This is a genomic window from Rhodococcus sp. NPDC055024 (genome assembly GCF_053608585.1).
In genome coordinates this window covers 287,733-314,480 of the sequence record NZ_JBSGVT010000007.1, presented here as the reverse complement: position 1 = coordinate 314,480, position 26,748 = coordinate 287,733, and the positions used below count along the sequence as shown (strand labels likewise).

The 26,748-nt window shown below is 63.1% G+C and carries 25 protein-coding genes; 6 read left to right on the top strand and 19 right to left on the bottom strand.

Features of this window, described 5'->3' with window-relative positions; translation table 11 throughout:
- Positions 1-62 precede the first annotated feature (62 nt).
- The 4 genes from ACWF6P_RS17450 to ACWF6P_RS17435 all read right to left on the bottom strand — a co-directional run bounded on the left by ACWF6P_RS17450 (position 63) and on the right by ACWF6P_RS17435 (position 3,951).
- Positions 63-1,565, bottom strand: coding sequence for a DUF4153 domain-containing protein (locus ACWF6P_RS17450; protein ID WP_452621817.1), 1,503 nt, complete (start codon positions 1,563-1,565; stop codon positions 63-65).
- A 108-nt stretch (positions 1,566-1,673) separates the two neighbouring features.
- Positions 1,674-2,669, bottom strand: a complete 996-nt coding sequence (locus tag ACWF6P_RS17445; RefSeq protein WP_452621816.1) for a HAMP domain-containing sensor histidine kinase — start codon at positions 2,667-2,669, stop codon at positions 1,674-1,676.
- Positions 2,666-3,352 carry a response regulator transcription factor gene (locus tag ACWF6P_RS17440; protein ID WP_003940586.1) on the bottom strand — a complete coding sequence of 229 codons (687 nt, stop codon included), beginning with the start codon at positions 3,350-3,352 and terminating at the stop codon, positions 2,666-2,668. The genes ACWF6P_RS17445 and ACWF6P_RS17440 overlap by 4 nt, the downstream gene beginning before the upstream one ends.
- Positions 3,353-3,417: 65 nt before the next feature.
- On the bottom strand, positions 3,418-3,951 hold the full coding sequence (locus ACWF6P_RS17435; RefSeq protein ID WP_029255974.1) for an NlpC/P60 family protein: 534 nt from the start codon (positions 3,949-3,951) through the stop codon (positions 3,418-3,420).
- 250 nt (positions 3,952-4,201) lie between these two features.
- Between ACWF6P_RS17435 and ACWF6P_RS17430 the strand changes: the two genes are divergently transcribed.
- Positions 4,202-5,296, top strand: a complete 1,095-nt coding sequence (locus ACWF6P_RS17430) for a serine hydrolase domain-containing protein (protein WP_452621815.1) — start codon at positions 4,202-4,204, stop codon at positions 5,294-5,296.
- A 21-nt stretch (positions 5,297-5,317) separates the two neighbouring features.
- Here the strand turns inward: ACWF6P_RS17430 and ACWF6P_RS17425 are convergent, their stop codons facing one another.
- Positions 5,318-6,535, bottom strand: a complete 1,218-nt coding sequence (locus ACWF6P_RS17425; RefSeq protein WP_452621814.1) for an erythromycin esterase family protein — start codon at positions 6,533-6,535, stop codon at positions 5,318-5,320.
- 113 nt (positions 6,536-6,648) lie between these two features.
- Here ACWF6P_RS17425 and ACWF6P_RS17420 point away from each other — a divergent pair, with 113 nt between their 5' ends.
- Positions 6,649-7,344: a MerR family transcriptional regulator gene (locus ACWF6P_RS17420; RefSeq protein ID WP_452621813.1), complete on the top strand. Its 696-nt coding sequence runs from the start codon at positions 6,649-6,651 to the stop codon at positions 7,342-7,344.
- 31 nt (positions 7,345-7,375) lie between these two features.
- Here the strand turns inward: ACWF6P_RS17420 and ACWF6P_RS17415 are convergent, their stop codons facing one another.
- A complete protein-coding gene (locus ACWF6P_RS17415) occupies positions 7,376-8,023 on the bottom strand; it encodes a TetR/AcrR family transcriptional regulator (RefSeq protein ID WP_452621812.1) in 648 nt (215 codons plus the stop codon).
- A gap of 77 nt (positions 8,024-8,100) precedes the next feature.
- On the opposite strand from ACWF6P_RS17415, the gene ACWF6P_RS17410 reads away from it, so the two are divergent.
- Positions 8,101-9,657 (top strand): MFS transporter, encoded by a 1,557-nt coding sequence (locus ACWF6P_RS17410; protein ID WP_452621811.1) that lies wholly within the window; start codon positions 8,101-8,103, stop codon positions 9,655-9,657.
- On the opposite strand, the gene ACWF6P_RS17405 is transcribed toward ACWF6P_RS17410, so the two are convergent.
- Positions 9,542-11,839, bottom strand: a complete 2,298-nt coding sequence (locus tag ACWF6P_RS17405) for an ATP-dependent DNA ligase (RefSeq protein WP_452621810.1) — start codon at positions 11,837-11,839, stop codon at positions 9,542-9,544. The genes ACWF6P_RS17410 and ACWF6P_RS17405 overlap by 116 nt on opposite strands.
- Positions 11,840-11,970: 131 nt before the next feature.
- Here ACWF6P_RS17405 and ACWF6P_RS17400 point away from each other — a divergent pair, with 131 nt between their 5' ends.
- Both ACWF6P_RS17400 and ACWF6P_RS17395 read left to right on the top strand, forming a co-directional pair.
- Positions 11,971-12,243: a WhiB family transcriptional regulator gene (locus ACWF6P_RS17400; protein ID WP_230814438.1), complete on the top strand. Its 273-nt coding sequence runs from the start codon at positions 11,971-11,973 to the stop codon at positions 12,241-12,243.
- Between the two features lie 65 nt (positions 12,244-12,308).
- Positions 12,309-13,214, top strand: a complete 906-nt coding sequence (locus ACWF6P_RS17395) for an ABC transporter substrate-binding protein (protein ID WP_452621809.1) — start codon at positions 12,309-12,311, stop codon at positions 13,212-13,214.
- Between the two features lies 1 nt (position 13,215).
- Here the strand turns inward: ACWF6P_RS17395 and ACWF6P_RS17390 are convergent, their stop codons facing one another.
- From ACWF6P_RS17390 to ACWF6P_RS17335, 12 genes are all read right to left on the bottom strand, one after another.
- Positions 13,216-14,871 (bottom strand): substrate-binding domain-containing protein, encoded by a 1,656-nt coding sequence (locus tag ACWF6P_RS17390; RefSeq protein WP_452621808.1) that lies wholly within the window; start codon positions 14,869-14,871, stop codon positions 13,216-13,218.
- Between the two features lie 120 nt (positions 14,872-14,991).
- Positions 14,992-15,423 carry a type II toxin-antitoxin system Rv0910 family toxin gene (locus ACWF6P_RS17385; protein ID WP_003939735.1) on the bottom strand — a complete coding sequence of 144 codons (432 nt, stop codon included), beginning with the start codon at positions 15,421-15,423 and terminating at the stop codon, positions 14,992-14,994.
- A 73-nt stretch (positions 15,424-15,496) separates the two neighbouring features.
- Entirely contained in the window at positions 15,497-17,134 is a 1,638-nt protein-coding gene (locus ACWF6P_RS17380) for a solute symporter family protein (RefSeq protein WP_378532439.1), read from the bottom strand.
- Positions 17,131-17,493, bottom strand: a complete 363-nt coding sequence (locus ACWF6P_RS17375) for a DUF485 domain-containing protein (RefSeq protein ID WP_003939976.1) — start codon at positions 17,491-17,493, stop codon at positions 17,131-17,133. Before ACWF6P_RS17375 ends, ACWF6P_RS17380 begins: the two co-directional genes overlap by 4 nt.
- Before the next feature lie 162 nt (positions 17,494-17,655).
- On the bottom strand, positions 17,656-19,407 hold the full coding sequence (locus ACWF6P_RS17370) for a sodium/solute symporter (RefSeq protein ID WP_378543339.1): 1,752 nt from the start codon (positions 19,405-19,407) through the stop codon (positions 17,656-17,658).
- A 10-nt stretch (positions 19,408-19,417) separates the two neighbouring features.
- Positions 19,418-19,789, bottom strand: coding sequence for a hypothetical protein (locus ACWF6P_RS17365; protein ID WP_378532433.1), 372 nt, complete (start codon positions 19,787-19,789; stop codon positions 19,418-19,420).
- The gene (locus ACWF6P_RS17360) at positions 19,786-20,616 is read right to left on the bottom strand and encodes a LytR/AlgR family response regulator transcription factor (protein ID WP_378543337.1); all 831 of its coding nucleotides are present in this window, start codon (positions 20,614-20,616) and stop codon (positions 19,786-19,788) included. Before ACWF6P_RS17360 ends, ACWF6P_RS17365 begins: the two co-directional genes overlap by 4 nt.
- Positions 20,617-20,628: 12 nt before the next feature.
- Positions 20,629-21,846, bottom strand: a complete 1,218-nt coding sequence (locus ACWF6P_RS17355) for a sensor histidine kinase (protein WP_452621807.1) — start codon at positions 21,844-21,846, stop codon at positions 20,629-20,631.
- Positions 21,843-22,229, bottom strand: coding sequence for an MmcQ/YjbR family DNA-binding protein (locus tag ACWF6P_RS17350; protein ID WP_378543333.1), 387 nt, complete (start codon positions 22,227-22,229; stop codon positions 21,843-21,845). Before ACWF6P_RS17350 ends, ACWF6P_RS17355 begins: the two co-directional genes overlap by 4 nt.
- A gap of 4 nt (positions 22,230-22,233) precedes the next feature.
- The gene (locus ACWF6P_RS17345; RefSeq protein ID WP_452621806.1) at positions 22,234-23,451 is read right to left on the bottom strand and encodes a lipase family protein; all 1,218 of its coding nucleotides are present in this window, start codon (positions 23,449-23,451) and stop codon (positions 22,234-22,236) included.
- A gap of 15 nt (positions 23,452-23,466) precedes the next feature.
- Positions 23,467-25,110 (bottom strand): Na+/H+ antiporter, encoded by a 1,644-nt coding sequence (locus ACWF6P_RS17340; protein WP_452621805.1) that lies wholly within the window; start codon positions 25,108-25,110, stop codon positions 23,467-23,469.
- A 122-nt stretch (positions 25,111-25,232) separates the two neighbouring features.
- Positions 25,233-25,424 carry an antitoxin gene (locus ACWF6P_RS17335; RefSeq protein WP_214884047.1) on the bottom strand — a complete coding sequence of 64 codons (192 nt, stop codon included), beginning with the start codon at positions 25,422-25,424 and terminating at the stop codon, positions 25,233-25,235.
- Between the two features lie 180 nt (positions 25,425-25,604).
- Here ACWF6P_RS17335 and ACWF6P_RS17330 point away from each other — a divergent pair, with 180 nt between their 5' ends.
- Positions 25,605-26,747, top strand: a complete 1,143-nt coding sequence (locus tag ACWF6P_RS17330) for a diguanylate cyclase domain-containing protein (protein ID WP_452621804.1) — start codon at positions 25,605-25,607, stop codon at positions 26,745-26,747.
- The last annotated feature ends 1 nt before the right edge of the window (position 26,748 follow it).

Here is a 26,748-nt window from a genome sequence, read left to right as displayed (position 1 = left end):
ACGCTCGCCGATTGTGCAGCCGCGCGCTATATCTGCCGCGCGGCTGCACAATCGCTCTGCGTCTATCCGACCGTGTACATCTGCAGGCATGGCCCCACTGGGCGAGTCTCCACGATGTCGCGGGCCTTCTCACGCGCCGCGTTGAACTCCCAGGGCGCACTGTTACCCGGCACTCCGAATCGATATCGACTCAACGCACACGAGCGCTGCGGTTCCGGTAGACGATCCAAAGCAGGCACCGCGTCGACGGAGAGCCCGTGCAGGTAGGAGACGTCGATGCTCTTACCGCCCTCGAACCGCTCCACGTTCTTTTGCGCGATGTACGCGTCGGGGTCGAACACCGCGAATGCCAGCAGAGCAAGGGCAGAGGTGGCGAGAACAGCTGTGGGTAGCCACTTCCCGGACATCCGGATACCCGCGACGAGCAACAGCACGAACACGAATCCCAGAAGCAACTCTGTCGCGAAGACGCTGACCCGCAGCACCGTGAAACCGTACTGATTCTCGTACAACCACATCCGGTGCACGGCCGATGCCACGATCACCAGGCTGAAGAGGCACAGTGCACCCAACAGACCGCGGGCCAGACGCCTCGATCCAGCATCGCGACGGTCGATGAACCGCACCGCGACGGCGATGACGAGCAGCGTCAGCACGGTTACTGCCATGAGCTGCCAGAAACCCTCACGTGCGTAGTCCGCATAGGTCAGTCCGTCGGTCACCTGAACGTGCTCGTCTCCCCCGAACAGTGTCTTTGTCTGCACTGCAACAAAACCGAGGAACAGGACGTTGAGCACGCCGAGCGGGACCGCCCATTCCCACATCGGCAACGGCGTCGCCGGCGCAGGCGCAAATGCGTCCACCGTCGGCGTTCTACGACGCAGATACACCGCAACCAGTGTGCCGAACGCCATCACGACGCCGGCGAAGATCCGTGCCCCCGGGTTCGACACCGAGATGGCAGGAGCGAAGCCACCGAAGATCTTCGCGAACTCCGGATCCGCACTCACGAACAAAGATCCGAAGATCAGCAGGAGGACAACAGACACTGCGCTCACGACGACAACTCGCACCGCCGGCACCCGCGGAGCAGAGCGGATAGCGAGTTTTCGACGACGAACGAAGTTCACCGTCCGGTGGGGCGCCCGCCAGGGTGCCACCGTTCCCAGGAGTATCCCGGTCCACGTCCGCCCACCGATCAGAGTCCACGTGAACAGAACCCACGCAGCTACGACGCAGAGGAACACCAACCACTCCGCACCGCGAACGGCGGCAACACCCAATAGCGCAAGCATCCCGATGGCGGCGACCCACTGCGTCACGGTCATCCGGGGCGGCGTCAAGATCCCGAAGACGATCACCACACCGACACCCACGATCACGTACGCGATACTGACGAACCCTGGATCGAGGATCAGGGCCGCAAGCACCCCTACTGCGGCCGCGCCGACGAGCATCGAGCGGGTGGCCATCGACGTTCGATCGGGGCGCCAGAACCGGCTGGGACGCTTGGGTTTTACGGCTGGCATCGGCGGTTTCGGTGGAATTACTATCGGAGCGCTCATGTGATCTCCTATGTTTCTGGTTCAAATTTTCAGGTTCGGAAGTACAGACGAATGCCGATGAAGGCATGCGCCATCGCGAGATCTCTCGATCCCGTCAGGGACTTTGATTCAGTTCTGCGGCAGCACTACTCGAATGCAGCATCCCGACGGGGCATCGACGACCGCAATCCTGCCGTCATGTAATTCGACCGCCCACTTCGCGATCGCGAGGCCGAGCCCGGTGCCCCCGTCTGTCGATCCGCCGCGGATGAAGCGGTCGAACACTCGCTCTCGGGCTTGTGGTTCGATGCCGGGGCCGTCGTCGTGGACGTCGAGCACCAACTCCCCCGCGCTGCCGGAACGCACTCGGATGGCAACTTTGGTGTCGACGTTCCCGTGCTGAACCGCGTTGTCCACCAAGTTGGTCACCACCTGATGGAGGCGATCCGGATCGGCTACCACGGACAATTGCGGAGGCTTCACGTCTATCTCGATGTCGCCCGCACTCACACTCGACAGCTCGCATAGGAATGGCTCGACCTCGAAACGGCTGCGCTTCAACGGCATTGCGCCGCCCTCGAGTTTCGAGAGGTCGAGAAGGTCGGCCACCAACGCGCCCAGTCGTTCCGTCTGCCGCAGCGCCGACTTCATCATCGCCGGATCCGGTTCTTCGACACCGTCGACGACGTTTTCGAGCATGGCCTGCAAAGCGGTGATGGGCGTGCGTAATTCGTGGGAGACGTTGCCGATCAGCTCGCGGCGGTACCGGTCGTCGGCCCCGAGGTCCTCGGCCATCCGATTGAACGCATGGGCGAGTTCGCCTACTTCATCGCGGGAAGTCGCTCGCACACGCCGCGAATAGTCGCCGCGCGCCATCGCCTTCGCCGCGGCCGTCATCTCGCGAAGCGGTGACGTCATCCCGTGTGCGAGCACCTGTGTAACTCCGAGAGCGACAACCAACGCCGTCAGCAGGGCGAAACGAAACGGTTGTTGCGACGTCAGCCAGAACCCACCGGAGGCGAACAACAGTGCTGCGACAACCAAGAGCCCGACCTTCACCTTGAAGGATCGCATCGGGTCCAGTGGCCGCGGCCACCGCGCAAAGAGTCGGTCGACGCCGCTCATCTCGGCACGTCCCAGGCGTACCCGACGCCGTGAACAGTCCGGATCACGGAAGGTCCGAGCTTGCGTCGTAACGCCTTGACGTGGCTGTCGACGGTCCGACTACCCGCTCCCTCGCCCCAGCCCCAGATCTCCTCGAGCAGCGACTCCCGTGGGATCGCGGCTCGCGGTCGCTCCGCCAGATAGGCGATGAGATCGAATTCGGTGCGGGTCAGGTGGACTTCTTGCGCATCACGGCGCACTCGACGCTCGGTCAAGTCGATCACGACGTCACCGAACTCGAGGAGGTCGGCCACCGGACGAGCGGCATGCTCCGCACGATCAGCACGCCGAAGCAACGCCTGCACCCGAGCGACGAGGACACGCATGCTGAACGGCTTGCTCAGGTAATCGTCGGCCCCCACACCGAGACCGATCAGCATGTCCGTTTCATCGGCGCGAGCGGTCAGCATCAGCACGGGCACCGGGCGCACGGCCTGGATGCGGCGGCACACTTCGAGGCCGTCGAACCCCGGCATCATGACGTCGAGCACCACCAGGTCGGCATCCATCTGCTCGCAGCGGGCCACCGCGCTCGGGCCGTCGAACGCCAGCTCGACGTCGTAGCCCTCGGCACGCAGCCTCGCCGCGATGGACTCGCAGATGCTGACCTCGTCGTCGACCACGAGCACTCTTCGCTGACTCATGGAACTGACTGTATTCGGCCCTCGTGGATGAACCTGGGAGGACTTGTGAAGGTTCTGTGCAGGTTCTAGAACCTGCGGATGTTGTTGATCGGCAGATCCGCCAGGGGCGTCAGTCCGGTCGGAACACCAACACCGTAGGCGTTGAACACCATTCCGAACCCAGCGTAGATACCGACGTGCGTCGCACCGGGATAGAACGTGATGACGTCGCCGGGAGCGAGGGCCCACCGCGGAACCGGCTGTCCGACGTTGGCCTGCTGCTGGCTGGTCCGTGGCAGATTCACGCCGGCCTGCCGAAACGCCCATTGCACCAGCCCGGAGCAGTCCCACGAGTTCGGCCCGACGCCGCCCCACTGATAGGGCTTTCCGGTCTGAGTGCTCGCCGCTGCCAGCGCGATCAAACCTGCCGGACTCGGAATGGGCAGGGCGGCTGAACCGCTGCTGATGCTGCCCGCGCTCCCCAGGCTGCCGGAACTCCCACTACTGCCGCCGCTGCCGAGGCTTCCCGGGTCAGCCGAAGCAGGGGCAGCGGAGAGCAACAGAACACTTCCGGTCAGCAAAGCCGCGACCGTTCCCGTGCGGAGTGTCGACTTCTTCATGCATCCGTCCTTCGTGGGAGTCGTTTCGGCGCGCGGCAGCGCACCTCGATAGCCGTGAACTGGTAAGACACGTGAAAACAAACACTTCGTTCGGATGTTAACGGCGTAGACGTGGTGTTCGGACAGGAATGATTGATCCGATTTGTCAGTTTTGAACAAACGGGCCTTACGTCCCGGCCCGGCAGAAGATCAGGGAATGATGGGGGATTTCCTGGATCCCGCGGCACGACAAGGTCCATAGATTCGACTCATGCGCCCATACCTGCTCGTCGCCGCGGTCATCATCGGAGCCACCACGGCACTCGTCGGTTGCTCGACGCTCCAGCGCGCTGTGGAGATTCAATCGGATCTCGACGGACTCACCCGCTCGGGCGTCGTCGGGTCGATCGCAACACTCGACGACGGCACCACAACGGCTGTCATGACCAGCGGGGTGCCCAACCGGACAAACGGCGATTCGATCGGCAAGAATGATCGCGTCCGGATCGGAAGTGTGACAAAAACATTCACAGCTTCGCTCGTTCTGCAGTTGGTGGCCGAAGGCAAGGTCGACCTCGACGCACCGATCGAGCAGTACCTTCCGGGGCAGATACATGGGAGCGGCACGGACGGCAGCGCGATCACCGTGCGGCAGCTGCTTCAACACCGCAGCGGCCTTCCCGAGTTCGCCGGTGAGCCCGGAGCCGACGAATGGATTGCTGCAAACGAGGACCGAACGCTGACGCCTTCCGCTGCGGTCGCCATCGCCCTCGGCAAACCGGCGCAATTCGTTCCCGGAACGTCGTTCGTCTACACCAACACCAACTACATCGTTCTCGGGATGCTCGTCGAATCCGTGACCGGCCGCAGCTACGCCGATGAACTTCAGTCTCGGATACTCGACCCGCTGCATCTGGGAGACACGTACCTCCCGCCGGCCGGCGAACGCGACATCAGGGGCGATCACCTGACGGGCTATCAGGACCTGGGAGGGGGCCTGACAGATGTTTCCCGGACCGAACCGTCGATCCCCTGGTCTGCCGGAGCGATGGTGTCGACGGGCACAGACCTGAACGTCTTCTGGCGGGCACTACTCGACGGGCAGGTGGTGCCGGCCGCGCAGCTTGCCGCGATGACCACTGGGCAGGTCGCCGCCACCGAAGCCGAGGGGCTCGGGTACGGGATGGGCGTCAGCGTCACCGAACTTCCTTGCGGCGTCACCTATACCGGCCACAGTGGCGGGATCTACGGGTACTACACGTTGTCCGGTGCGACGCCGGATCGTGCATTCACCGTGACGCTGACGTCGACGCCGAAGGACCAACCGGACACCGTCGCGATGCTCTCGCATGCTCTCTGCCCCTAACGCTGTTTCCAGAACTGATCACTACCAGTACCGATGACGCTGCCCGTCGGTATCCGCGACGAAGATGACCGCGTCGGCGCCGTCCAACTCCGACGGTTTCAGCGGCAGGTGGCCTGGCAGGATCGCCTCGCCCGCGGCGATCGACGGGCCAAGCGCGGCTCGCAGGGCCGGAGTCGGAAACAGGGCCCGGCGGGTGGTCGCGTCGGCCAACGCTCCTTGCAGAGTGCCCGGATCACTGTCGGGGTTGGCGTCGGTTGCCACAAATACGTAACGCTCTCCGAGGGCAAGTCCGACAAGTGAACCGGCGCTCCCCCAACTGACCACATCCTCGCTGACCGGCATCTCGGACTGCACTCGCAGGAGATGAGCGTTGTGGGCGAACAGGAGGCTCGGCCCGCGTCGCTGCTCCTGGGCAACGACGGCCAGCAGGTTCTCTGCCATCATCTCGGCGCGCAGGCTGAGCAGGGTTCCGATGCGATCAGGAGCGGGACGCGCCATCGCGGCGTGGTACCGCAGGAGTCCTACAGCGGTGCGTGCGTGTGCGAGAGCCAGGTCGTACGCGCCCGGGTCGGCAGGCCGCAGCACGGGTGCGGCGCGCCGAAGAATGCTGCCGAGGTCGTCCGCAATGATGCGCAGCAGGCGGGCATGATCGCAGTCACCGATGGACGCGTCCGGATCGAACATCGCCGCCGGGTTGGTCCAGTCGGTGTCCTGCCCGAGCAGAAGGTCGACGTCGTCGAGAGAGTGGGGCCGCAACGCGGCGGGCAGGAAGTCACCTACCGCTGACAGTGCGCGGCGTGGGCTCGGTGCGCCGGAATACTCGACCGGAGCATCGAAGCCGTAGAAGCGAACTCGGTCGGCCGGAGCGCGGCCGTGGTTGTACTCGCGTAGCCATTCGACGAGTTCGCGGTTTCCCGGTACTGCGCCGAATCCGTGGCTGAAGCCTGTGGCGAGGACTGTCTCGATGTCCGCCTCTCCCCCGCTCACGAAGTCATCGACAAGGAATGCCGCAAAGACATCTGTTTCGAGCACAATCGACCGATACCCTCGTTCGACCAGCTGGCCGAGAAGTTCGTTGCGCAGCAACGGAAAAGCCTTGATCCCGTGAGTCGGCTCGCCGAGGGCGAACAGAGTCGGCGCCTCGCTTCGCGCTGCGAGCAGTTCGTCGACGACGCGACCAAGACTTGCCGAATCTTCGAGTTGGCGGCCGATCTCACTCAGTGCCGGGGCAGTAGACATGGATATCCCTTTCGAAGGTGGACTGCCTTCGACAGTATCGTTGAATATTCGAGTGAAACTTTCACAGCAATTACCTGGGGCAGATCGCTGAAAGCCTCAATCGGAGGTGTTCAGTGCGGCCCATCGACCTTGCCCGTGAACACGGATTGTCCGCACAGGCGATCCGCAATTACGACGACGCCGGCATCTTCCCTCCGACCGAGCGCAGCAACACCGGCTACCGGCGATACACGCCTCTGCACGCGCAGGCCCTGCGTTCTTTCCTCGCGTTGCGCAGCGGTCACGGACACCAGCAAGCTACGGAAATCATGCGGGCGACCAATCAGGGCGACACCGAGTCCGCCTACCGCCTGATCGACAGTGCGCACGTGGCGCTGCTCGCCGAGCGCGGCACACGCACCGAGGTAGCCACAGCCCTGGGGACGCTGTCCACCACTCCGCCGGCACTGGTGCACGGACCAGCGTTGACGGTGGGTGAACTCGCGCGCCGTCTCGGCGTTCATCCGGCGACACTGCGCACGTGGGAAGAACACGGCATTCTGCGCCCCGAGCGCGAACAGGCAACGGGCTATCGCGAATACGGGCCGGAGTGTGTGCGCGACGCCGAGATCGCAAGGCAACTGCGACGCGGCGGCTACCGACTGTCGCGGGTCACCCAATTCGTCGATTCGCTGCGCGAGGCCGGCGGAGCGGACACATTGGCGGCGTTCCTCGACTCCTGGCAAGACCGGCTGACCTCGCGCAGTCGCAACCTACTTGCCGGCGCAGCTCAACTTGATGCCTATCTCACGATGCTCGAGCAGACCTAACAGGGTTGCCGATCGACAAACGGCCGCCGCGTCAGTTCACAAGCCGCGCAAGGCTCCTCACCATCTCACTGACGGTATCCGTCGACGGCCACGGGAACTCCGGGAGATCGGCACGCAACATCACCTGCCCGTGCAGCGAGGTCCAGATCGACACGGCATCGACAAAAGTGTCTGTGCTGTTTGACTTCCCAGCGGTGACACACGCGTCGAGGTTGGTCACCAGAGTGTTGAACGCAGCCAGCCCTCGCGTATCCGATTGTGGTGATTGACCTTTCGGCCTGGACCACCCGAACAAGACCCGATACCGAGCAGGCTCGGAAATGCCGAACTCGACGTACGCCGAGCAACCGGCGTACAGGCCCTCGACGGGGTCGGGATGCGCGGCCACCGCGTCGGCCACTGCGAGATGCAACTGCTCCAGCGATTCGGAGACAACCGCTTCGACAATGGCGTCGCGATCGGAAAAATGTCCATAGATCGAAGGGGCAGAGATCCCGACCTCGCGAGCGACCGATCGAAGCGTCACCGCCTGATCCGATCCGGTCCGGGCGATGAGCGTCGCCGCTGCGGCAACGATCTCTCCGCGCAGTCGTGCTCCGCTTCCTCGCGGATTTCGGGCGCGAGAACTCCGAGAACCACTGGTTTCGTTTTCATCGGCTTCCTCGGGACTATGACTCACCAGACAAACTTTACACATGTAAGGCGAAGCGGTACGTTCTCATCACTAAACATCCGTAAGGTTACATTCGTAAGGACATGATGAATTCTCTGGAACCCACTGACCGGCGACGATGGGCAGCACTAGGCGCCCTCTGTACATCCCTGGTCGTCGTCACGATCGACAACACCGTCCTCAACACCGCCATCCCCACCCTGGCCCGCGAACTGCACGCCACCACCGTCGACCTGCAATGGATCAACAACGCGTACACACTGGCGTTCGCCGCCTTGCTCATCACGGCGGGTGGACTGGGCGCGAGATTCGGTCACCGGCGAATACTTCTGACCGGCCTCACGCTTTTTGCCCTCGGGTCTGCCTGCGCCGCCCTCTCTCACACGTCGTTGCAGCTGATCGGGTGGAGAACAGTGATGGGAGCAGCTGCCGCACTGGTCATGCCCGCGACGCTGTCACTTGTCGTCGCGATGTTCGCCCCGCACGAGAGAGGTCGGGCGATAGGCATCTGGTCTGCAACCGCCGGACTCGGAATTGCGATCGGTCCGGTAGCCGGTGGCGTACTACTCGAACATTTCAACTGGGGCAGTGTCTTCTGGATCAACCTCCCACTGGTCGCCGGTGTGATCGCCGCGACGGTTTTTCTTGTGCCCCCGGCAAGAGACATCACGAAGGGTTCGTTCGACATCCCCGGGCTCCTGTTGTCCGCCGGCGGACTGGCTTTGATGGTGGATGCCCTCACTCAGGCAAGCCTTCGCGGATGGTCTTCGCCCGTCACGCTTCTGGAGATCGTGAGCGCAACAGCACTTCTCGCCGGATTCGTCTGGTGGGAGCTGCGGACCCCGGCGCCGATGACCGACGTGCGTATCTTCACCAGTCGAGTGTTCAGCATCTCCAATGCCATCTTGGCCGTAACGTTCTTCGCCCTGTTCGGAGTTCTCTTCACGTACACGCAATACCTCCAATTAGTCCGTGGCTACGGTCCATTGGTCGCCGGCGTCGGTGCTGTTCCGTTTGCGATAGTGATGGCGGCTGTCGCCTCCAGCAGCGATCGTGTGGTCGGCCGATTCGGCGTGCGCTGTTCGATCGCGAGCGGCCTCGCAGTCATGTCCGTGGGACTGTTGGTCTTGTCGATCGCAGCGGATAGGTACGCACCGTTCGGAATCCTGGCTGCGATCATGGCGCTGGTCGGCGCGGGGATGGGATTGGTCATGGCTCCGGCCACAACTGCGTCCATGTCTTCGGTTGCGCCCCAGCAGGCTTCGATGGCAAGTTCGATCAACAGTGTCGTACGGGAGTTGGGTGGAGTTCTGGGCGTCGCTGTCATCGGGACGGTCGTAGCCACTGTTTTCCGGTCCCGCTTCGAACCCGGAGTCGACACTTCCACAGCCGATCTGGCGCAGATCCATGCCGGCGCTCCCCCAGCGAGTGCCTTGACCGACGCAGCGAACCAGGCTTACACCTCGGCGATGAGTACCGGAATCCAAATCTGTGCTGCAGTCGCGTTCATCGGTGCGTTGGCCGTCATTGTGCTGCTTCCCGCACCACGTCTTCCCGCACCACACCGCCCGGCTTCTTGTCCTCCCGCAGACCCCGCCAACTCGGATGACGCAGACGCCCGGTCTTCGTCCAATCCATGAATCGCACCTCACCGACGAGTTCCGGTTTCACCCACACTGCTCCCTTGCGGTCGTCGGCGGGCAGTTCCTCTTCGAACGGACTTTCCTTCTGACGCAGCGGTTCCAGTATCGCAAGTATTGACTCCAAGTCGCGATCACTGAAGCCGGTCCCGACGCGCCCCACGTAGGTCAGCCCGTGCTCGCCCGGAATACCCATGAGCAGCGCGCCGATTCCCTGCGCTCGATTGCCCTGTCCGGTGCGCCACCCACCGATCACCACCTCTTGGGTGCGCCAGTTCTTCACCTTGATCCAACTCGACCCCCGCCGACCCGGAAGGTAGACCGATGCACGACGTTTGGCGACAATCCCTTCCCACCCGGCATCGGTACTCACCTCCAACGCGTTCTCCGCCGTTCCCTCGATTTGTGGGGGCACCTCGAGTTCACCGACCTTGCCCGCCAATGCATTCAATACGGTACGGCGATCAGAATAGGACTTCCGCAGCAAAGACACTCCGTCGAGGTACAGAAGATCGAAGGCCAGAAAAACTGGATCCCCGCCGCGCTGGAGGAGACCGAAATCAGAGACACCCACGTCGTTGTACGCCACTACTTCTCCGTCGAGAACCACGTCATGGCCGTCCAGGATCTCAGCCAACCCGGAAAGTGCTGGATAGTCTCGGGTCTTGTCGTTACCCGCGCGACTACGGAGTGACATTGTGCCCGAACGGTATTCGAGAATCACCCGAATACCGTCCCATTTTCCTTCGAAAGCCCACTCTTGCGGGTCGAGACCCTCGAGCGTTCCAGCGGTGGCGAGCATCGGCTCGAGATTCTTGGGAAACTCCGTTCCGAAACTCGCGTTCTGATCCTTCATCAGATGCATCAGCCACTGGTCACCCTTTGTCCGGATCAACGCGAACCGTCCTTGCACCCGTTTCCCACGGAGGCGCACGATCACCTCGTCGTCACGCCACTTCTCGGTCTCGTATGTTCCGGAATCCCAGATCGTCATCGAACCGCCGCCGTACTCCCCCTTCGGAATCGTGCCCGAGAAGGTGGCGTATTCGAGCGGATGATCCTCGGTGTGCACGGCCAACCGGTTCTCTCCGGCACTGGTCGGCACACCCTTCGGGACTGCCCAGGATACGAGCACACCGTCCCGCTCGAGACGTACGTCGTAATGCAATCGCCTGGCGTGATGTTCTTGAATCACAAAGGTATTGCCCGCTGTCTCCTTGTCCACCGCAGCCGGGATCGGCTCGGGCGTCCGATCAGCCGATCGTTTGTTGCGATAGTGCGTCAACGTGTCGGCCACAGCCGTCGAGACGGGCGGATCCAAGTCGCGCAGCAGATCACCTTCTGATTCGACGCGCTCCAGAACCTCGTCGAACAGCAGGTGGCGCAGCTTCGGATCGTCGAGTTCGTCCCAACTACGCGGCGCGGCAACATAGGGTTGATCGCGACCGCGCATCGAATACGGCGCAATGGTGGTCTTGGCGGCGTTGTTCTGACTCCAGTCCACGAAGATCTTGCCGGCCCGGACATTTCGAGCCATCGTTGCGGTGACGAGATCCGGGTGAAGCTTCTCCAGTCCGGTAGCGATCTGCTTGGCGACAGTCGACGCACCACTGCCGTCCAAAGTTCGATCCAGCGGAACGTAGAGGTGGATTCCCTTGCTACCACTGGTTACCGGATAGGCAGTCCACCCCAGAGTTCCAACCAGATCTCGAATCGACCTCGCCACCTCGGCGCACTCGGCCAACCCCACGCCCTCACCCGGATCGAGATCGAAAACCAGTCGTGTCGCCGGGCCACGCTCGGAACCGTCGAACCGCCATTGGGGAACGTGCAATTCGAGTGCCGCCTGTTGCCCCAACCACGCCAGCGATGCAACGGAATCGAAGATCGGATACGTGACAACACGATCCGAGTGTTGCAGCGACGCTCGGGTAAGCCACGGCGGCGCAGACGACGCAAGGTTCTTCTCGAAGAAGGACTGACCGTCCACACCATTGGGCCAACGCTTACGAGTGCCCGGTCTACCGACGACATGCGGAAGCATAACTGCGGCGATACGGGTGTAGTAGTCGATGACTTCGGCCTTCGTGGTGCCGCTCTCGGGGTAGAGAATCTTGCCCAGATTGGTCACGGACACCGTTGTGCCGTCGAGCGTGATCTGACCCCGATCAGTCGTTGCCATTTCCTCATTGTGCTGGAAACCGCTGTGTCTGGATACCGCTGCGTATGGCAGTAGAAATCTGGTGGATCGGAAACCTGCCGCCGCGCAGGGCCACGGGCGAGACTGGATTCTCGATGGGAGAGGAGACCACGATGACAGTTCGCAGTTCCCCGGGGCCGTTAGTGGAGAACAACTGGCGGATGTTCGCAACCTGTAAGACGGTGGACCCGGCGGTGTTCTATTCGCCGGGTGAAGAACGCGGACGCAATCGGGCCGCACGGGAAAGTTCCGCGAAGCAGGTGTGCTTCCGCTGCCCCGTCATCCGGGACTGCCTTACTTTTGCACTCGAGACCGCTGAGCCACACGGAGTCTGGGGTGGGACGACGCCGTCTGAGCGCCTTGCGTTACGACGCTCAGCTGCGTGAACACCTCTCGTACGAGACCCCCGTCACGTCCGTACCGGACAAACAGGCAAGATGGCCTTGTGCCTATGACACGACGCGCTGTTGCCATGACCGCGATCTTCGCTTCCTCGATCTTGTTGGGCTCGTGTTCGTCGCAGCCGGAGGCACCTGCGGCAGCGGACACCACGACCACGGTTCCCGAGGCCTTCACCAAACTGCCCTCGACGACCGCGGTGGACAAGTGCGGACCCCAGAGCGGGACCACCCTCGAAGACGGTGTCTTGACCATCGCCACCGATTCACCGGCGTACGCACCGTGGTTCGTCGACAACAATCCGTCGAACGGCAAGGGCTTCGAGGGCGCGGTGGCCCGCGCCGTCGTCGACAAGCTCGGATACACCACCGAGCAGGTGCGCTTCACCACGGTCGCCTTCAACGACGCGTTGAAACCGGGCCCCAAGAGTTTCGACTTCGATGCCAATCAGTTCACGATTTCCGGGGAACGCCGCGAGAACGTCGACTTCAGCTCGCCGTATTACGCAGTGGCGCAGTCGGTGATCGCCTCACGCGGAAGCAAAGCCGCTAGTGCAAAGAATCTTGCGGATCTTGCGGGCTACCGCTTGGGCGCTCAGACGGGTTCCACCAGCCTTGCGGCGATCACCGACACGATTGTTCCGACCACTGCGCCACGCGAGTTCGCGACCACGGACGACGCGAAAGCAGCGCTGGCCGCGGGTGAGATCGAGGCGCTGGTCGTCGACATCCCGACGGGATTCCACATCACCGAGAACGAACTCCCCGGGTCCGTCATCGTGGGTCAGTTTCCGCGGCCCAACGCGGTCACCGAATTCTTCGGTTTGGTGCTCGAGAAGAACAGTCCGCTGACTGCGTGTGTCTCTGCCGCCGTGGATGCGCTCTACGCCGACGGCACCCTCGAGAAGCTCGCGACCGGATGGATCACGGACAGCGCGGACGCACCCGTACTCGAGTAGTTCAGCCGGCGCGCCCACTGATCGCGCCGACGAAGACCTTCGGGATATCTGCCGGTGTCGGAGCGAAGTGACTGTTGCCGCCGGTGAGTGCCGAAATCTGCTCGAGCACATCGGTATCGGCGTCATCGGTGACGCCGATGGTGATGATCGGCACCGGGCGCGCCGGGTCCTGTTCGCGAGTCAGGGTGTCGAGAAGTTCTTGCAGCGAGATCCCTGCCGGATCGTCGTTGGCACCGTCGGTCAGCAGAATCACCGAATTGATCGACGCCGGATCGTAGGACTGTTGCACCGACCGATACGCGGCGAGAACGCTGTCGTACAAACCTGTTCCACCGCCGACGATCGAAGAGAGATTGTCGATCTGAGACAGTAGCTTGCTCCGATGGTCCGTCTCGCCTTCCATTGCATCCATACGGGCGATGGGTTCGAGTTCGCGGTAGTCCGTCCCGTCACCGAGGTCCACGGAGAAGGCCCAGAGGCCCAATTGTGCGTTGGCGGGAAACATTCGGATCGCGATGTCGCCGGCCTGCGCGGTCGCGGCCATTCGAGTGATCCCGTCCTGCATGTAGTCCATGGACCCCGAGACGTCGACAACCGCCAATGCGCGCGATGGTCTGGACAGAATCTCGTACCGCGCCAGGGCTTTGGTGACGACAGCCGGATCGGACGGCACCAGCGGCACAACCTTCCCCACTCCGCCGGCGACCAGTGGGGCCTGATCCGCGCCGCGGAACCCGAGGCCGGCGAGCACGGAGCGTCCGGTGTCCGACGTCAGAGCCGCCGCCAGTAGTTTGCCGGCTTCGTCTGCCCTAGACGAGTCTGCGCCCACACTTGCCATTGGGTAATCCATGAAGACCGAACCGGACGCCGGTACCGACGCGGCGAGTCCACTGTCAGCATGCGCGGCGAGATAAGCCTCGAAGGTCTGCTCGGTAGTCACCGCGGTCCCGCCGTCCGCGTCCACGGTTTGGATGCGTCCGGTCGAACCGGTTTCCTTCAGATTTCCGTACTGCGCTTGCGCCACCGGGACCAGGGCTGCCGAAATGGACGTGAGGTCCCCGCCCCGCGACTGGGTCTCGGCAAAGGCTGCCACGATCGGCGCACTGGAGACGGCACTGGTCAGGGGATCACCGATGTGCAGTGCTGGAGCACCGAGGACATCCGTCCATGCACCGGGTGCCTCGCTACCCGGCGCCGAGACGGTGACAACAGGGGTGGACGCGACCGAACTGCTGATCCGGCGAATCTCCTGCCCGCTTGCCGAAACCTTGTCCAGCCATTCGCTCGAATCGGGAATCCACAGTGCGGGCGCCGAACCGTCGGCGATCGCCGCGACGGTGAGCGCGGGATCTTGCGGCGTCACGCGCAGTGACGTGCACCCGAGATCCGCAGCGGGAATGGCAGCGGCGACGGCTTCGAGCGCTGAGGCGATCGACGGATCGGCCGCCACAGGCACGGTTTCCTGGTTGTCGCAATTGGTTGCTGTCGCAGCAGCAGCGGCGCCCACGCCGGGTTCTCCTTTGTCGCTGACGCTCTTGAACGTCACCGCAAATGCTGCGGTTCCACCGACTGCGACTACCGCCAGGAGTCCGATCAGAACCTGCACGGATCGAGGCATGGACGCAGGTGGTGCGCCGTACCCGTGACGAGACGACATTGAGCGAATCCTTTCCGGCGGGACCCGCACCAATAACCAGCCGATGCCTGGTTTATCCCGCCGAAAAGAATCCTAGCTCATGTTAGCGGCGAAGTAGCTCTATGTGTATATCTCGACAAACTAGGTGTAGATCTGAACAAACTGGGCCAGCGACTTCTCCACATCGCCCTTGAGCGCCCGCGCCACACTCGAACCGATCGGGCCGAACAGCGGCGCTCCACCCAACTCGACTGTCAGCGCAAGTTCCGATCCGTCGCCCTTTGCCTTCACGTCGAGTTCGAGACCGAGCTTGACCCCGCCCTTGCCGTCTCCCTTGAGCGAGATCGCCTTCGGGACGTCGTACTTCTTGATGGTCCACCGAACGCGATTGCGCAGGCCCTTCACGGTCACGACCGAGCTGATCTCGGTGCCGACACCCAACTGCTCGGGAAGTTCACTACGCCATCCGTCGTGAACCACGAGCCAGTTTTCGTAGCCGCTGAGATCGGAAGCCTTGTCCCACACTTCCTGAGGAGGAAGTGGAACGTCGATTTTCACTGTGAGCTTTGCCATGGCAGAACAATAAGCCCCGTGCGCCTTTTCCGTAACCAGAGGTACCAGAAACGCGCACGGGGCTTTGCCCCTCTTAGTGGCTGACGGCTTTCTCGACGCCGACGCCGGTGAGGGAGCGAACTTCCATCTCTGCCTGCTTTGCCGGATCTTCGATCTTGTTGCGTCCGATGTACGTACCGACGATGCCGAGGACGAATGCCAGCGGGATCGAGACGATGCCGGGGTTCGAGAGCGGGAACCAGGCGAAGTCGGAGTTCGGGAACATCGACGACGCCTTGCCCGACACTGCCGGGGAGAAGACGATCAGCGTCAAGCAGCTGATCAAACCGCCGTAGATGCTGAAGAGTGCACCGGTGGTGTTGAACTTCTTCCAGAACAGCGAGTACAGCAGGGTGGGCAGGTTCGCTGAGGCCGCCACTGCGAAGGCGAGAGCCACCAGGAAGGCGATGTTCTGCCCCATCGCCATGATGCCGAGAACGATGGAGACGAGTCCGATGACCACGACGGTGATTCGAGAAACTCGAACCTGCTGCTCCTCGGTTGCGTTGCCGCGCTTGATGACACTGGCGTAGATGTCGTGGGCGAACGACGCCGACGCAGTGATCGCGAGGCCGGCAACGACGGCGAGGATGGTCGCGAACGCCACCGCGGAGATGATGCCGAGGAAGATGGTGCCACCGAGCTCGAAGGCGAGCAACGGAGCTGCCGCGTTCTCCTTACCTGGTGCCGCCAAGATCTTGTCCGGTCCGACCATGCTGGCCGCGCCGTAGCCGAGAACCAGTGTGAACAGGTAGAAGGCACCGATCAGCGCGATCGCCCAAGTCACCGAGCGGCGAGCTTCCTTGGCAGTGGGCACCGTGTAGAAGCGCATCAGTACGTGCGGCAGGCCGGCGGTGCCGAGCACCAAAGCGATTCCGAGAGAGATGAAGTCGAGCTTCGTCATTCCGGAGAGCCCGTACTTCGCACCGGGCCCGAGGATGTCGCGTCCCTGCACACCCTTGGTGGTGGAGCTGTTGACCATGTCCTGTGCATTGGCGAGCAACTGAGAGAAGTTGCCGCGCACTGCCCACAGTACGAGCACGAACATGATGCCGGCTCCGGCGACCAACAGAACCGCCTTGACCATCTGTACGTAGGTGGTGCCCTTCATGCCGCCGACCAAGACGTACACGATCATCAGCACACCGACGATCGCGACGACGATCGACTGTCCCACTTTGCCGTCGATGTTGAGCAGCAGCGCCACAAGTCCACCGGCGCCGGCCATCTGAGCAAGGAGGTAGAAGAGGGAAACTGCCAGAGTGGACAGGGCTGCCGCCATGCGTACCGGACGCTGCTTGAGCCTGAAGCTCAGGACGTCGGCCATCGTGAATCTTCCGGTGTTCCTGAGTAATTCGGCCACCAGAAGCAGCGCAACCAACCAGGCGACAAGGAATCCGATGGAGTACAGGAAACCGTCGTAGCCGTACACGGCGATAGCGCCTGCGATACCGAGGAACGACGCCGCCGACAGGTAGTCGCCGGCGATGGCGAAGCCGTTCTGCGGGCCGGTGAACTGTCCACCCCCGGTGTAGAAGTCGGATGCCTTCTTGGTGGTCCGGCTGGCGCGGATGACCAGCGTCATGGTCACGACGACGAACGCGAGGAAGATCGCGATGTTGAAGGCGGGGTTTCCTACGTCCGTTCCGGACGCGGCGAGTGTGGTGATCACTGTGCGGGACCTTCCAGTTCTTCGCGGATGGCGGCGGAGCGGGGATCGAGCTCACGGCCGGCGAACTTCACGTACCACGCGGTGATGGCGAAGGTGGTGACGAACTGCCCGAGGCCGAGGATGATGCCGAGATTGATGTTTCCGAGAACCTTGGTGGCCATGAAGTCGTGCGCGTAGGTAGCCAGGACGACGTACACCGCATACCAGAGCAGGAAGAATGCAGTGATGGGGAAAACGAACTTGCGCAGACGCGTTCGGAGTTCCTGGAATTCGGGACTCGCTTGCATGTCTATGAATGCCTGGGCATCCGGGGTGCGTCGCTCTTGCGGCGACCCCTCACTGATTTCTGCTGTGGACACTGCCGGCTCCTCGCCTCGCGTGTGAAGTGAACTACGCACAGACGTTAGTGAGATCGGAGTCACATGAAGATGCTGTGGTGCCAGTCACACGCTGAGCAGTCGCGCGCTGCGCCGAACGGTCAGGCAGGCGCGACCAACGGCAGGTGCCCTGGGCGATGAAAGTCAGGGTTGGCGGAGATCGTCCTCGCGGTCGGAGCCCATTCCGAGCCGTTCAGGGGCGTGCATCCGCGTGAAGATTCGCGCAATATCTGCCGGTACCTGCTTCGCCGACGCCTTGCTCACGACGATCATCGTGACGAACGCCAGCGGCACGCTCACCGCGGCCGGGAACGCGAAAATGGCCGCCGGCCAGCCACCGAGGACGTTCTCCGACAAACCGCCCAGAACTGCGACGGTAGCGGCAGTTCCCGCGACGAACCCGCCGACCACCATCCCTGCCCCGGCGCCGACGGCGGTCAGGCCGCGCCACCAGATGCCCAACACGAGCAGAGGGCAGAGCGTCGACGCCGCGACCGCGAACACCAGTCCGACGGTTCTCGAGAGGTCGACCGATACCACCGCCAGCGACAGCACGAGCGGAACGACACCCGCCAGGAGTGCGGCAATGCGGAAATCCCGAACTCGCCCGCGGAGGACATCGGTACTGAGGACCCCTGCGATGCTGACGAGCAATCCGGACGACGTCGACAGGAAGGCCGCAATGGCACCGGACGCCACGAGGGCTGCCAGCAGTTGTCCACCCCACCCCGAGAACACCGATCCCGGCAGCAGCAGCACCGCGGCATCCGAGGTACCCGTGATCAGAAGTTGCGGAACATACAGGCGAGCGAAGACACCCAGGAGTGTCGGAAACAGGTAGAACACGCTGACCAGACCGACAACTGCGAGCGACGTGAGACGAGCGGCCCGACCGTCGGGGTTGGTGTAGAAGCGGACGAGAACGTGAGGCAGGCCGAGAGTTCCGAGGAATGTGGCGAGCATCAGCGAGTACACCTGATACATCGGGTGCGGCCCACCGAAACCCCAACCTGGGGTGATCCAGTCCGAGTTCTGTGCAGGCGCTCCCGCGACGACGGGGACCGCGGCTCCCGCGTCGAGGACCATGGACATGCCTTCACCGAGGGTGTGCTCCCCTGGCCCCAGGGTGACGGTGCCTTCGACCGCTCGCCCGTCGACCGTGCCACCGCTGACCGTCACCGGCTCGGACACCTGGACCACGACGTCGGTGGTGATGTCCACCGTCGTTGCAGTGGTGACCGTCGGCGGCATCGACGCGCCGACGTCGTGGTGATCGCCGAAGAAGTAGAAGGTCAGTGCCACAGCGGGAATCGCGACGGCGGTCAGTTTGAGCCAGTACTGGAAGGCCTGAACGAAGGTGATCGAGCGCATCCCGCCGCCCACGACGTTGGCGATGACGATGACGCCGACCGCAACGCCGCCGATCCAACTGGGAACACCGAGCAAGATGTTGAGCGTCAGGCCCGCGCCTTGGAACTGCGGAATCAGATACAGGATGCACACCATCGCGACCACGAGCATCGCGAGCTTGCGCAAGCGCGGTGAGCCGAGACGGAATTCGGCAAAATCGGGGACGGTGTACGCACCCGAACGCCGAAGCGGCGCTGCGACGAACAGCAACAGCGCGAGGTATCCGGCGGTGAATCCGATCGGATACCAGAGGGCGTCTGCACCGTATTTCGCGACCAACCCGGCGACTCCGAGAAACGAAGCAGCAGAAAGGTACTCACCGGAGATGGCCGTCGCATTCCACCGCGCGCTGACGGTCCTCGACGCGATGAGAAAGTCCGAGGTGGTGCGAGCGAGCCGAACTCCGTAGATACCGATCGCCACCGTCGCCACAGCCGCTGCCACGATGCCGATCACCGTCAACACCGGGATAGGTTGTCCTCCCACAGCGCCGCGCTCAGTCGTCCACGATGTCGGTGAAGTCCTGCTCGTTCCGTTCCGCCCGACGTACGAACACCCAGCCGGTGATCAACAACAGGGGATACACCGCGCCGCCCATCACGAGCCACGGCAATCTGATTCCCAGGACAGCGACGTCCGACAGCGTCGGGAAGAGGTGCGTCAGAAGCGGTACGGCACACAGGAGCCCGGCTGCGACGACCGCAAGGCGGATCGCCAGCCCCAACTGCGCGCGAACGAGACCCCGGATCATGGCGTCACCGACCTCGGTCTGTTCCTGCACCTCCACCCGTGTCCGCACGATCCGAGCGCCGCTGCGTTGCGCCAACACCACACGCTCACGTTGAGGAGGATCGGACTGCGACGTCATCGCGACAACCAACTCTGCTTGGGCGCACGAACCAGACGATCCTTGAGTTCACGGGTGTGTCTGCGGCTGACCGGAAGCTCGACGGGAGGCTTGTCGCCGTGCGGGCGCAGACACACCACCAATCCGCTGCCCACCGTGCGGATACCGGTGACCAGCGCCAGAGACACCAAATAGGAGCGGTGAACGCGCAGGAAGCCGGCGTCGGCCCAGCGTGATTCGAGCGTCGAGATCGGGATGCGCACCAGGTGCGACTTCCCTGCAGTGTGCAAACGCGCGTAGTCCCCGTCGGCTTCCACCCACTCCACCGAGGACCGCTGAACGAGCGTCGTGACACCGCCCAGTTCCACCGGGATCACCTCGTCGGTCGACGCAGCTTCGGGCTTGCTCTCGCTCTTGGCGCGCCCGGCCAACCCCACGATCCGTTGAACGGCCTGAGCGAGACGCTCCTCCCGGAGCGGTTTGAGTAGGTAGTCGACGGCACCGAGATCGAATGCCGCAACTGCTCGATCGTCGTGCGCTGTCACGAACACCACGGGCGGCGGCGTGGCGAAGTTGGAGAGAATGCCGGCCAGTTCGAGACCGTCGAGTCCGGGCATGTTGATGTCGAGAAATACCGCGTCGATGCTTCCACCGCGCAGGATCCTCAACGCGGTCGTCGCATCCGATGCAGTGTGAACGTGCGCGACCGAGCCCTCTGCGCGCAGCAAGAACGCCAGCTCGTCGAGGGCTGGTTTCTCGTCGTCGACGGCGAGGACGGTCAGCTGGGCATCAGTGTCAGTCTCGTTCACAACAGGTCCATGTTCCCACGACGGTTTCAGCCTGATCATCGAAGGCGAGAATCAGACGTGAATCCCCTGCTTGAACTTGGGAACACGCATACTGACCTTCGTTCCGGCGCCCGGCGCCGTCTCCACCACGAGTCCGTAGTCGTTTCCGAACGCGGCGCGAAGCCTGTCGTCGACGTTGGCCAATCCGACGTGAGCGGCTTCCCGCGCGCTGGGTCGTCCCGATCCCGACTCGATGGCGTCGAGTGAACCGGAGCGCAGTAGTTCGGGATCCATCCCCACTCCGTCGTCCTCGACGCTGATGATGCAGTCCGGTCCCTCGTCCGCGGCCACGATGCTGACAGTGCCGCCCTCCGGCTTACTCGAAATGCCGTGGCGAACCGCGTTCTCGACCAGCGGCTGGAGAGCAAGGAAGGGAAGCACCACGTTGAGCACTTCGGGTGCAACCTGAAGGCGGACGTTCAGCGCCTCCCCGAATCGCGCGCGTTCGAGAGTCAGATACCGATCGATGTTGCGTAGCTCGTCGGCGAGCAGGGTGAACTCGCCCGCTGATCGAAACGAGTACCGGGTGAAGTCCGCGAACTCGAGAATCAGTTCTCTGGCACGCGCCGGGTCGGTCCGCACGAAGGACGCGACGGTGTTGAGCGCGTTGTAGATGAAGTGGGGACTGATCTGCGCGCGCAGAGCCCGCACTTCCGCTCGATCCAACAGGGCCCGGGACGCGTCGAGGTCGGCGAGTTCGATCTGGCTGCAGGCGTACCGAGCGACCTCGGTGACCGCTCCGAGCATCCCCGGCCACGGATCTTCGCTGGTGACGATTCCCATCACCCCGACTACGCCGATGTCCTCGATCAGCAGTGGTTGCGCGATCAGCGCTCGCACGCTGTGATCGCTCGATCCGCGCACCAGGTCTGCGTGGGTGACGAGCACCCGGCGCTCACCTTCGATCGCGCGAATGGCGGCGTCGTGGAACTGATCGGCCAACGCTTCGTGACGACCGTCCCAGGCAAGCAGATTTCCCGACGCGTCCGCCAGGCCCAAGCCGGAACCGGCGGTCAGCTCGCGTAGGTGAGGCGCCGCCTCCGCCGCCGAATCCTTGTCGAGTCCGCGCCGAAGTGGCCGCGCTGCAAGCGAAGCCGTGTGGAGCGCCGCGTGGACGGCACGCTCGGTGGGAGTGGTCACCTCACGCCTGGTGCGCATCCACACCGCTGTCAGCGCCCCGGCCACCGCGAGAATCAGTACGCTCAGAAGCGCGACCACGGCCGGGCTCAACGCGAATCCTCGTCCAGTTTCCGGATCAGAGTTTTCGGAGCCACCGTGCGGTACGCATCTTCGACGACGTCGGCGACGTCGTTCCAAAATTTTTCGTTCTCGGTTTCGTCGGCGCTCGGCACGTCGAGGTACACGCCGATCCATCCGCGGCCACCCACGTACGGCGGGACGAAGAACCTCGACGGATCGCGGCTGACCCAATCTGCCTGCGCCCCAAGGGGTGCCGCGGCCCAGATCGCAACGCGATCGTCGTGGTGGTGATCCGCCATGGTGACGAACTGCGGCGCCTTGCGCACGAACCACGACGCTTCACCGTGGCTGACCCGCTCGGTTGCTTCCGGCAATGCCAGTGCAAGAGCGCGGATTCGCTCCAACGGCGTCATCTATTCACGACCCGCAGGTATTCGGCGCCGGCACACCTGCAAATCGATCCTTGACCCACGCAACAGCTCCCGGCACAGCGGCGCCGTCCGCGTGACCCTCGCCCGGCCGCGCGTGGAACTCGATGACGTCACCGTCGGCGCAGGCACGTTCCACCGCCGCCTCGGTCCACTCCGGACGGATGAGGTTGTCGTTTGTACCGACGACGACGTACATGGGACCGCTCGCCCGTTGACGTGGGAGAGCAACGTCGCTGAGCCACGCGTGAATTCGATCCGCGTCCTCGGCGGTGGCGGGCCGGGTGTCGGCCGGTGTGACCTTTCCGACTAGGCCCAACTTTTCGGTCGCGCGAGAGGTCAGGCACGAGGTGAGTAGATCGTAGTTCTGCTCGAATGCTCCGCGCACGTAGTCGGTTCGTTCGAGTTCGGGATGGGTGAGTGAGAGTCCTTCGAGCACGTACGGGAGCAACAGCTGCTGTGGGAGAGACAGATTCACCTCGGAATCACTCGAGATGATCGGTGAGATATCCGCTGCCGGGGACAGGTTTGCCGCACCCACGAATTCGAGACCGTCGCCGTACGTCTCGGCTTCCTCGGCTGCTGACCAGGAGGCCTGCCCGCCTTGGGAAAGCCCCAGAGTAGCCCACCGAGTCGAGGTGTCCGGAACGACGTTGCGCGCCGCTCGAACCGCGTCGATGACGTTGAACGCCGCGGTGTCGGGTTGCAGGTAAGGATGCGGATCCGGAGTGCCGAGACCCTCGAAGTCGGAGACAGCGACAACGTATCCCGAGTCGAGGAACGGTGCGACCAGGCCGATCGTGCCGAAAAGAGTCGGCGACGTCGACGGCGCACAGTCGTCCGAAATACCCGTCGTGCCATGGCCGATGGAAACGATCGGCCAGCCACCCTCCGGCGGAGTTCCAGGCGGCGTGAACACCGTTCCCGATACCTGAGTCTCCCGGCCGTCGATGCCGGAGGTGGAGCCGTAAAGGATCTTGACCGCACTCGCTCCGGACGCCGCCACTTCCGCTGTGCTGGTGAAAGGTTGACTGTCGAACACGACGCCGCGTTGAGCACTGTTCTCGACCGGCGGGGTGGTGGTGGTCTCGGTGTCGGTGACAGATATGTCAGGCGAGACATCCGATCCGCAGGCGACGCTCACGAGAAGTGCGCTCGCCACCAGTACTCCCCAGCCTGCGCGAACTCTCGAACTCCGAACCGTCATACGCAGTGTTCCCCTCTATTTGCCCGCGCTGCCTGCTCGGCGACGCCTGACACGTTCCTCGGCTGCGGCCTCTTCGATGTCGAGTCCTTCCAATACGGTACGCAATACCTCGTCGTCGAGATCGCCGTCGTCGCGTGCGGCGATCAGCGCAACTCGCTGCGAGCGCAGTGACTGATGCCGGAACTTGTCGAACAACGCTCCCGCGTTCCACAGGACAGCCTCGCGATCGGCGTCTTCGTCGACCTCCTGGAGTTGAAGCCTCGCCTGCATCGAACGCCGCACACGTTCGACGATTGCCTGCAGTTCCTTTCCGTCGATCCCCGGTGGAGGGTGCGCCGCAGCGTCGGCCAACGCCTTCTCACCGGCCTTGCGAGAAATGTTGCGTGCCAGCTCCATCTGTTCCTGCGTGCGCAACTGCTCGTGCGGATCCGCGACGTCGAGGCGGCGAATCATGAACGGCAGAGTCGAACCCTGAATCAGCAGGGTCCCGACAGCGACGATGAACGCGATCGCCTGGATGACGCCGCGTCCGGGGAACGGCTCGCCGGACGAGAGCGCAAACGGAATACCGCCGGCGGCAGCAAGAGTCACGACGCCGCGCATGCCCGCCCACGAGACCACCAGATTCTGTTTCCACGTCAGTTGATTCTCGCGATCGCGGCGCAGGGTTACACCGAATCGAACACGCGAGTAACTCAGGAACAGCCACAGAGGCCGAATCACGATGACCACGGCAAGGACTGCGAGACCGTATGCGAACACGTGAAGCACCGGAAGCCCGTCGGCGACAACATCGTCGATCACGAAGCTCAGTTGTAGACCCATGTATGCAAAGACGAACATCTCGAGAAGAGTGTCCAGACTCGACCACACCGAGCGCTCCTGCAGTCTCGTCATGATCGACGCATCCGTCGAATAGTGCCCGATCACCAAGCCGGCGACCACGACGGCCAGAACACCGGACGCGTGCAGTTCTTCGGCGGCCAGGTACGCAGCGAACGGAAGCACCAGCCCCAAGCCGGTTTCGAGTGGAGAGTCGTACATGCGGGCACGAACGAACTTGACGACAAACGCCAGCACCAAGCCGACGACGACGCCACCGATCACTTCGTACGCGAAAAACAGCAGGGGCGAATCTGTGGCAATTCGCGTTCCGGTCACTGCTGCGACGGCGACGGTGAAGAGCGTCAGCGCGGTGGCGTCGTTGACGAGCCCCTCGCCCGTCAGGATGGCGATGACCCGTTTCGGGAGCCCGAGTTTCTGACCGACCGCCACCGCGCTGACGGCGTCGGTCGGCGCGATCACGGCCCCGAGCACGAGGGCGGCGCCGATCGTGAACTCGGGCACCATCCATTCGGCGAAGAAGGCAACCACGAACGCCGTCACCAACACCATTCCGACGCCGAGACGCAGGATCGGTGCCAGGTTGCGTTTGAAGGTCGCCACCGAAAACTTCAGAGCGGCCGAGTAGAGCAGCGGCGGCAGGACCACACCGAGAATGACGTGGGGGTCGAGTTCGGGTCGCGGCATACCGGGTATGAACGATGCGACCGAACCTACCGTCACCAAAACCAGCGGGGCCTGCAGGTTTCGTCGATTGGACAGCCCGGTGACTGCGATGGCGGCAATGACGACCAGCAGAATCCAGGTGAAGTTCACGCGTTCATTCTGCCCGCCGACCCTGGGAGTTCACCCAGCGGACGCACAGAAGCCCGCAACCTTTTCGGTTACGGGCTCCTGAGCAACGGTGTTACCGAAAAACGGTATTGCCGAATCCGGTCTTACTGCTTTTCGGGAACAGCCTTCTTGGCGGCCTCGGCTGCCTTGTCGATCTTGTCGCCGTACTTGTTGCCGGTCTTGTCGTCAGCAATGTCGGCGACCTTGTCGATCGCGTCGTGAACTTTGTCGGAGTTCTCCGCTGCGAGCTCCTGGCCCTTTTCGACCAATCCCTTGACGTTGTCCAAGAAACCCATGTCCGTGTCCTCTCCCGGTGCTGACGCACATCCTTCGGCGGAATCGTTCCTCCGCGCCCTTCGATTCTCACAGTTCGACGGCCTCCGCGCCAGAAAGCAGGTCCGTGCTCACGATCCTCGCACTACTCGAGGTAGCGTTAACCCGCCAATAGCTGATTGACCGCCCATCGACATCGACAGGTGCCCGGTTTGAATGCAGGACTGCGCGGGACGGGGAGCGATCCCCACCCGACGCGTGAACTGCTGTCTCGGTGGTGGTCAGACCGTACCGATTACAGTTGGCTCCCCCGATTCCTCGACACCCGCGGGCTGACCGTTCCCGGGCGCAAATTGGTTGCGCTGTGGTGTTTCCTCTTCGCCCTGATCGCGGCGACGATGCAGTTGAGTCGCTTCGGTTCCGACACTGCCCTGGCGCGGTCGGTCCTCGCTGTCGGAAGCATCAGCGGGATCTACGCGGGTTGCCGTTGGGCACGAAACGAATCGTGGCCCACCTGGCAACAATCCGTGGCCTTTGTCGTCTGGGCCGACCTGTGGCTCGCCGTCACTCTTTTCTTCGCTGTCCGCACCGCTTTCGTCGGAACCATCGGCTGCATCCTGTTCATCATGATCGGTTTCTACGCGGCGATAGTTCACAGTCCACGCGTTGCCATCACGCACATCGGCTGGGCTCTTGCCGTCTGTACGACGCTGGCCGCCATGGCGATGTCCGAACCGGTCAACGACAACTGGGTGGTCGTGAATCTCTATCTGATGGTTGCCGGTGTGGTTTTCTCCACCGCCTGGATTCTGCAGATCGTCTGGCTGCGTCTGACCGACGACGCACGCAATGCCCACCGGGACTACCTCACCGCGACGCTCAATCGCCGCGGACTTCAAGACGAGGCACAGCATCTGCTGCGCAGTGATCGAACACAGGCGCTGATCGCACTTCTGATCGACGTCGACTCGTTCAAAAGCCTCAACGACACTCACGGCCACGTCGCGGGCGACGATGCGTTGACCGCTGTCGCCGACCGCCTCATCGCTGCCGCCGGACCTGATGCGGTGGTGGCGCGAATCGGTGGGGACGAGTTCGTCGTCCTGCGCGGAGTCGATCGAGGAGATATCGAACAGGTCGCCACCGAGATACATTCGGCGGTCTCGTCCGACTCCGATCCCTATCCCGTATCCGCCAGTACCGGCGTCAGTGTCTATCTGAGTCCCGAGACGGACTTACCGGATCGAGCTGTCAACGAACTGATCGAGCACGCAGACAATGCGATGTACCGGGCCAAGAAGCGCGGCGGCAATCGCATTGCCTGGGTGCAGATGTTCAGGCGCTGAA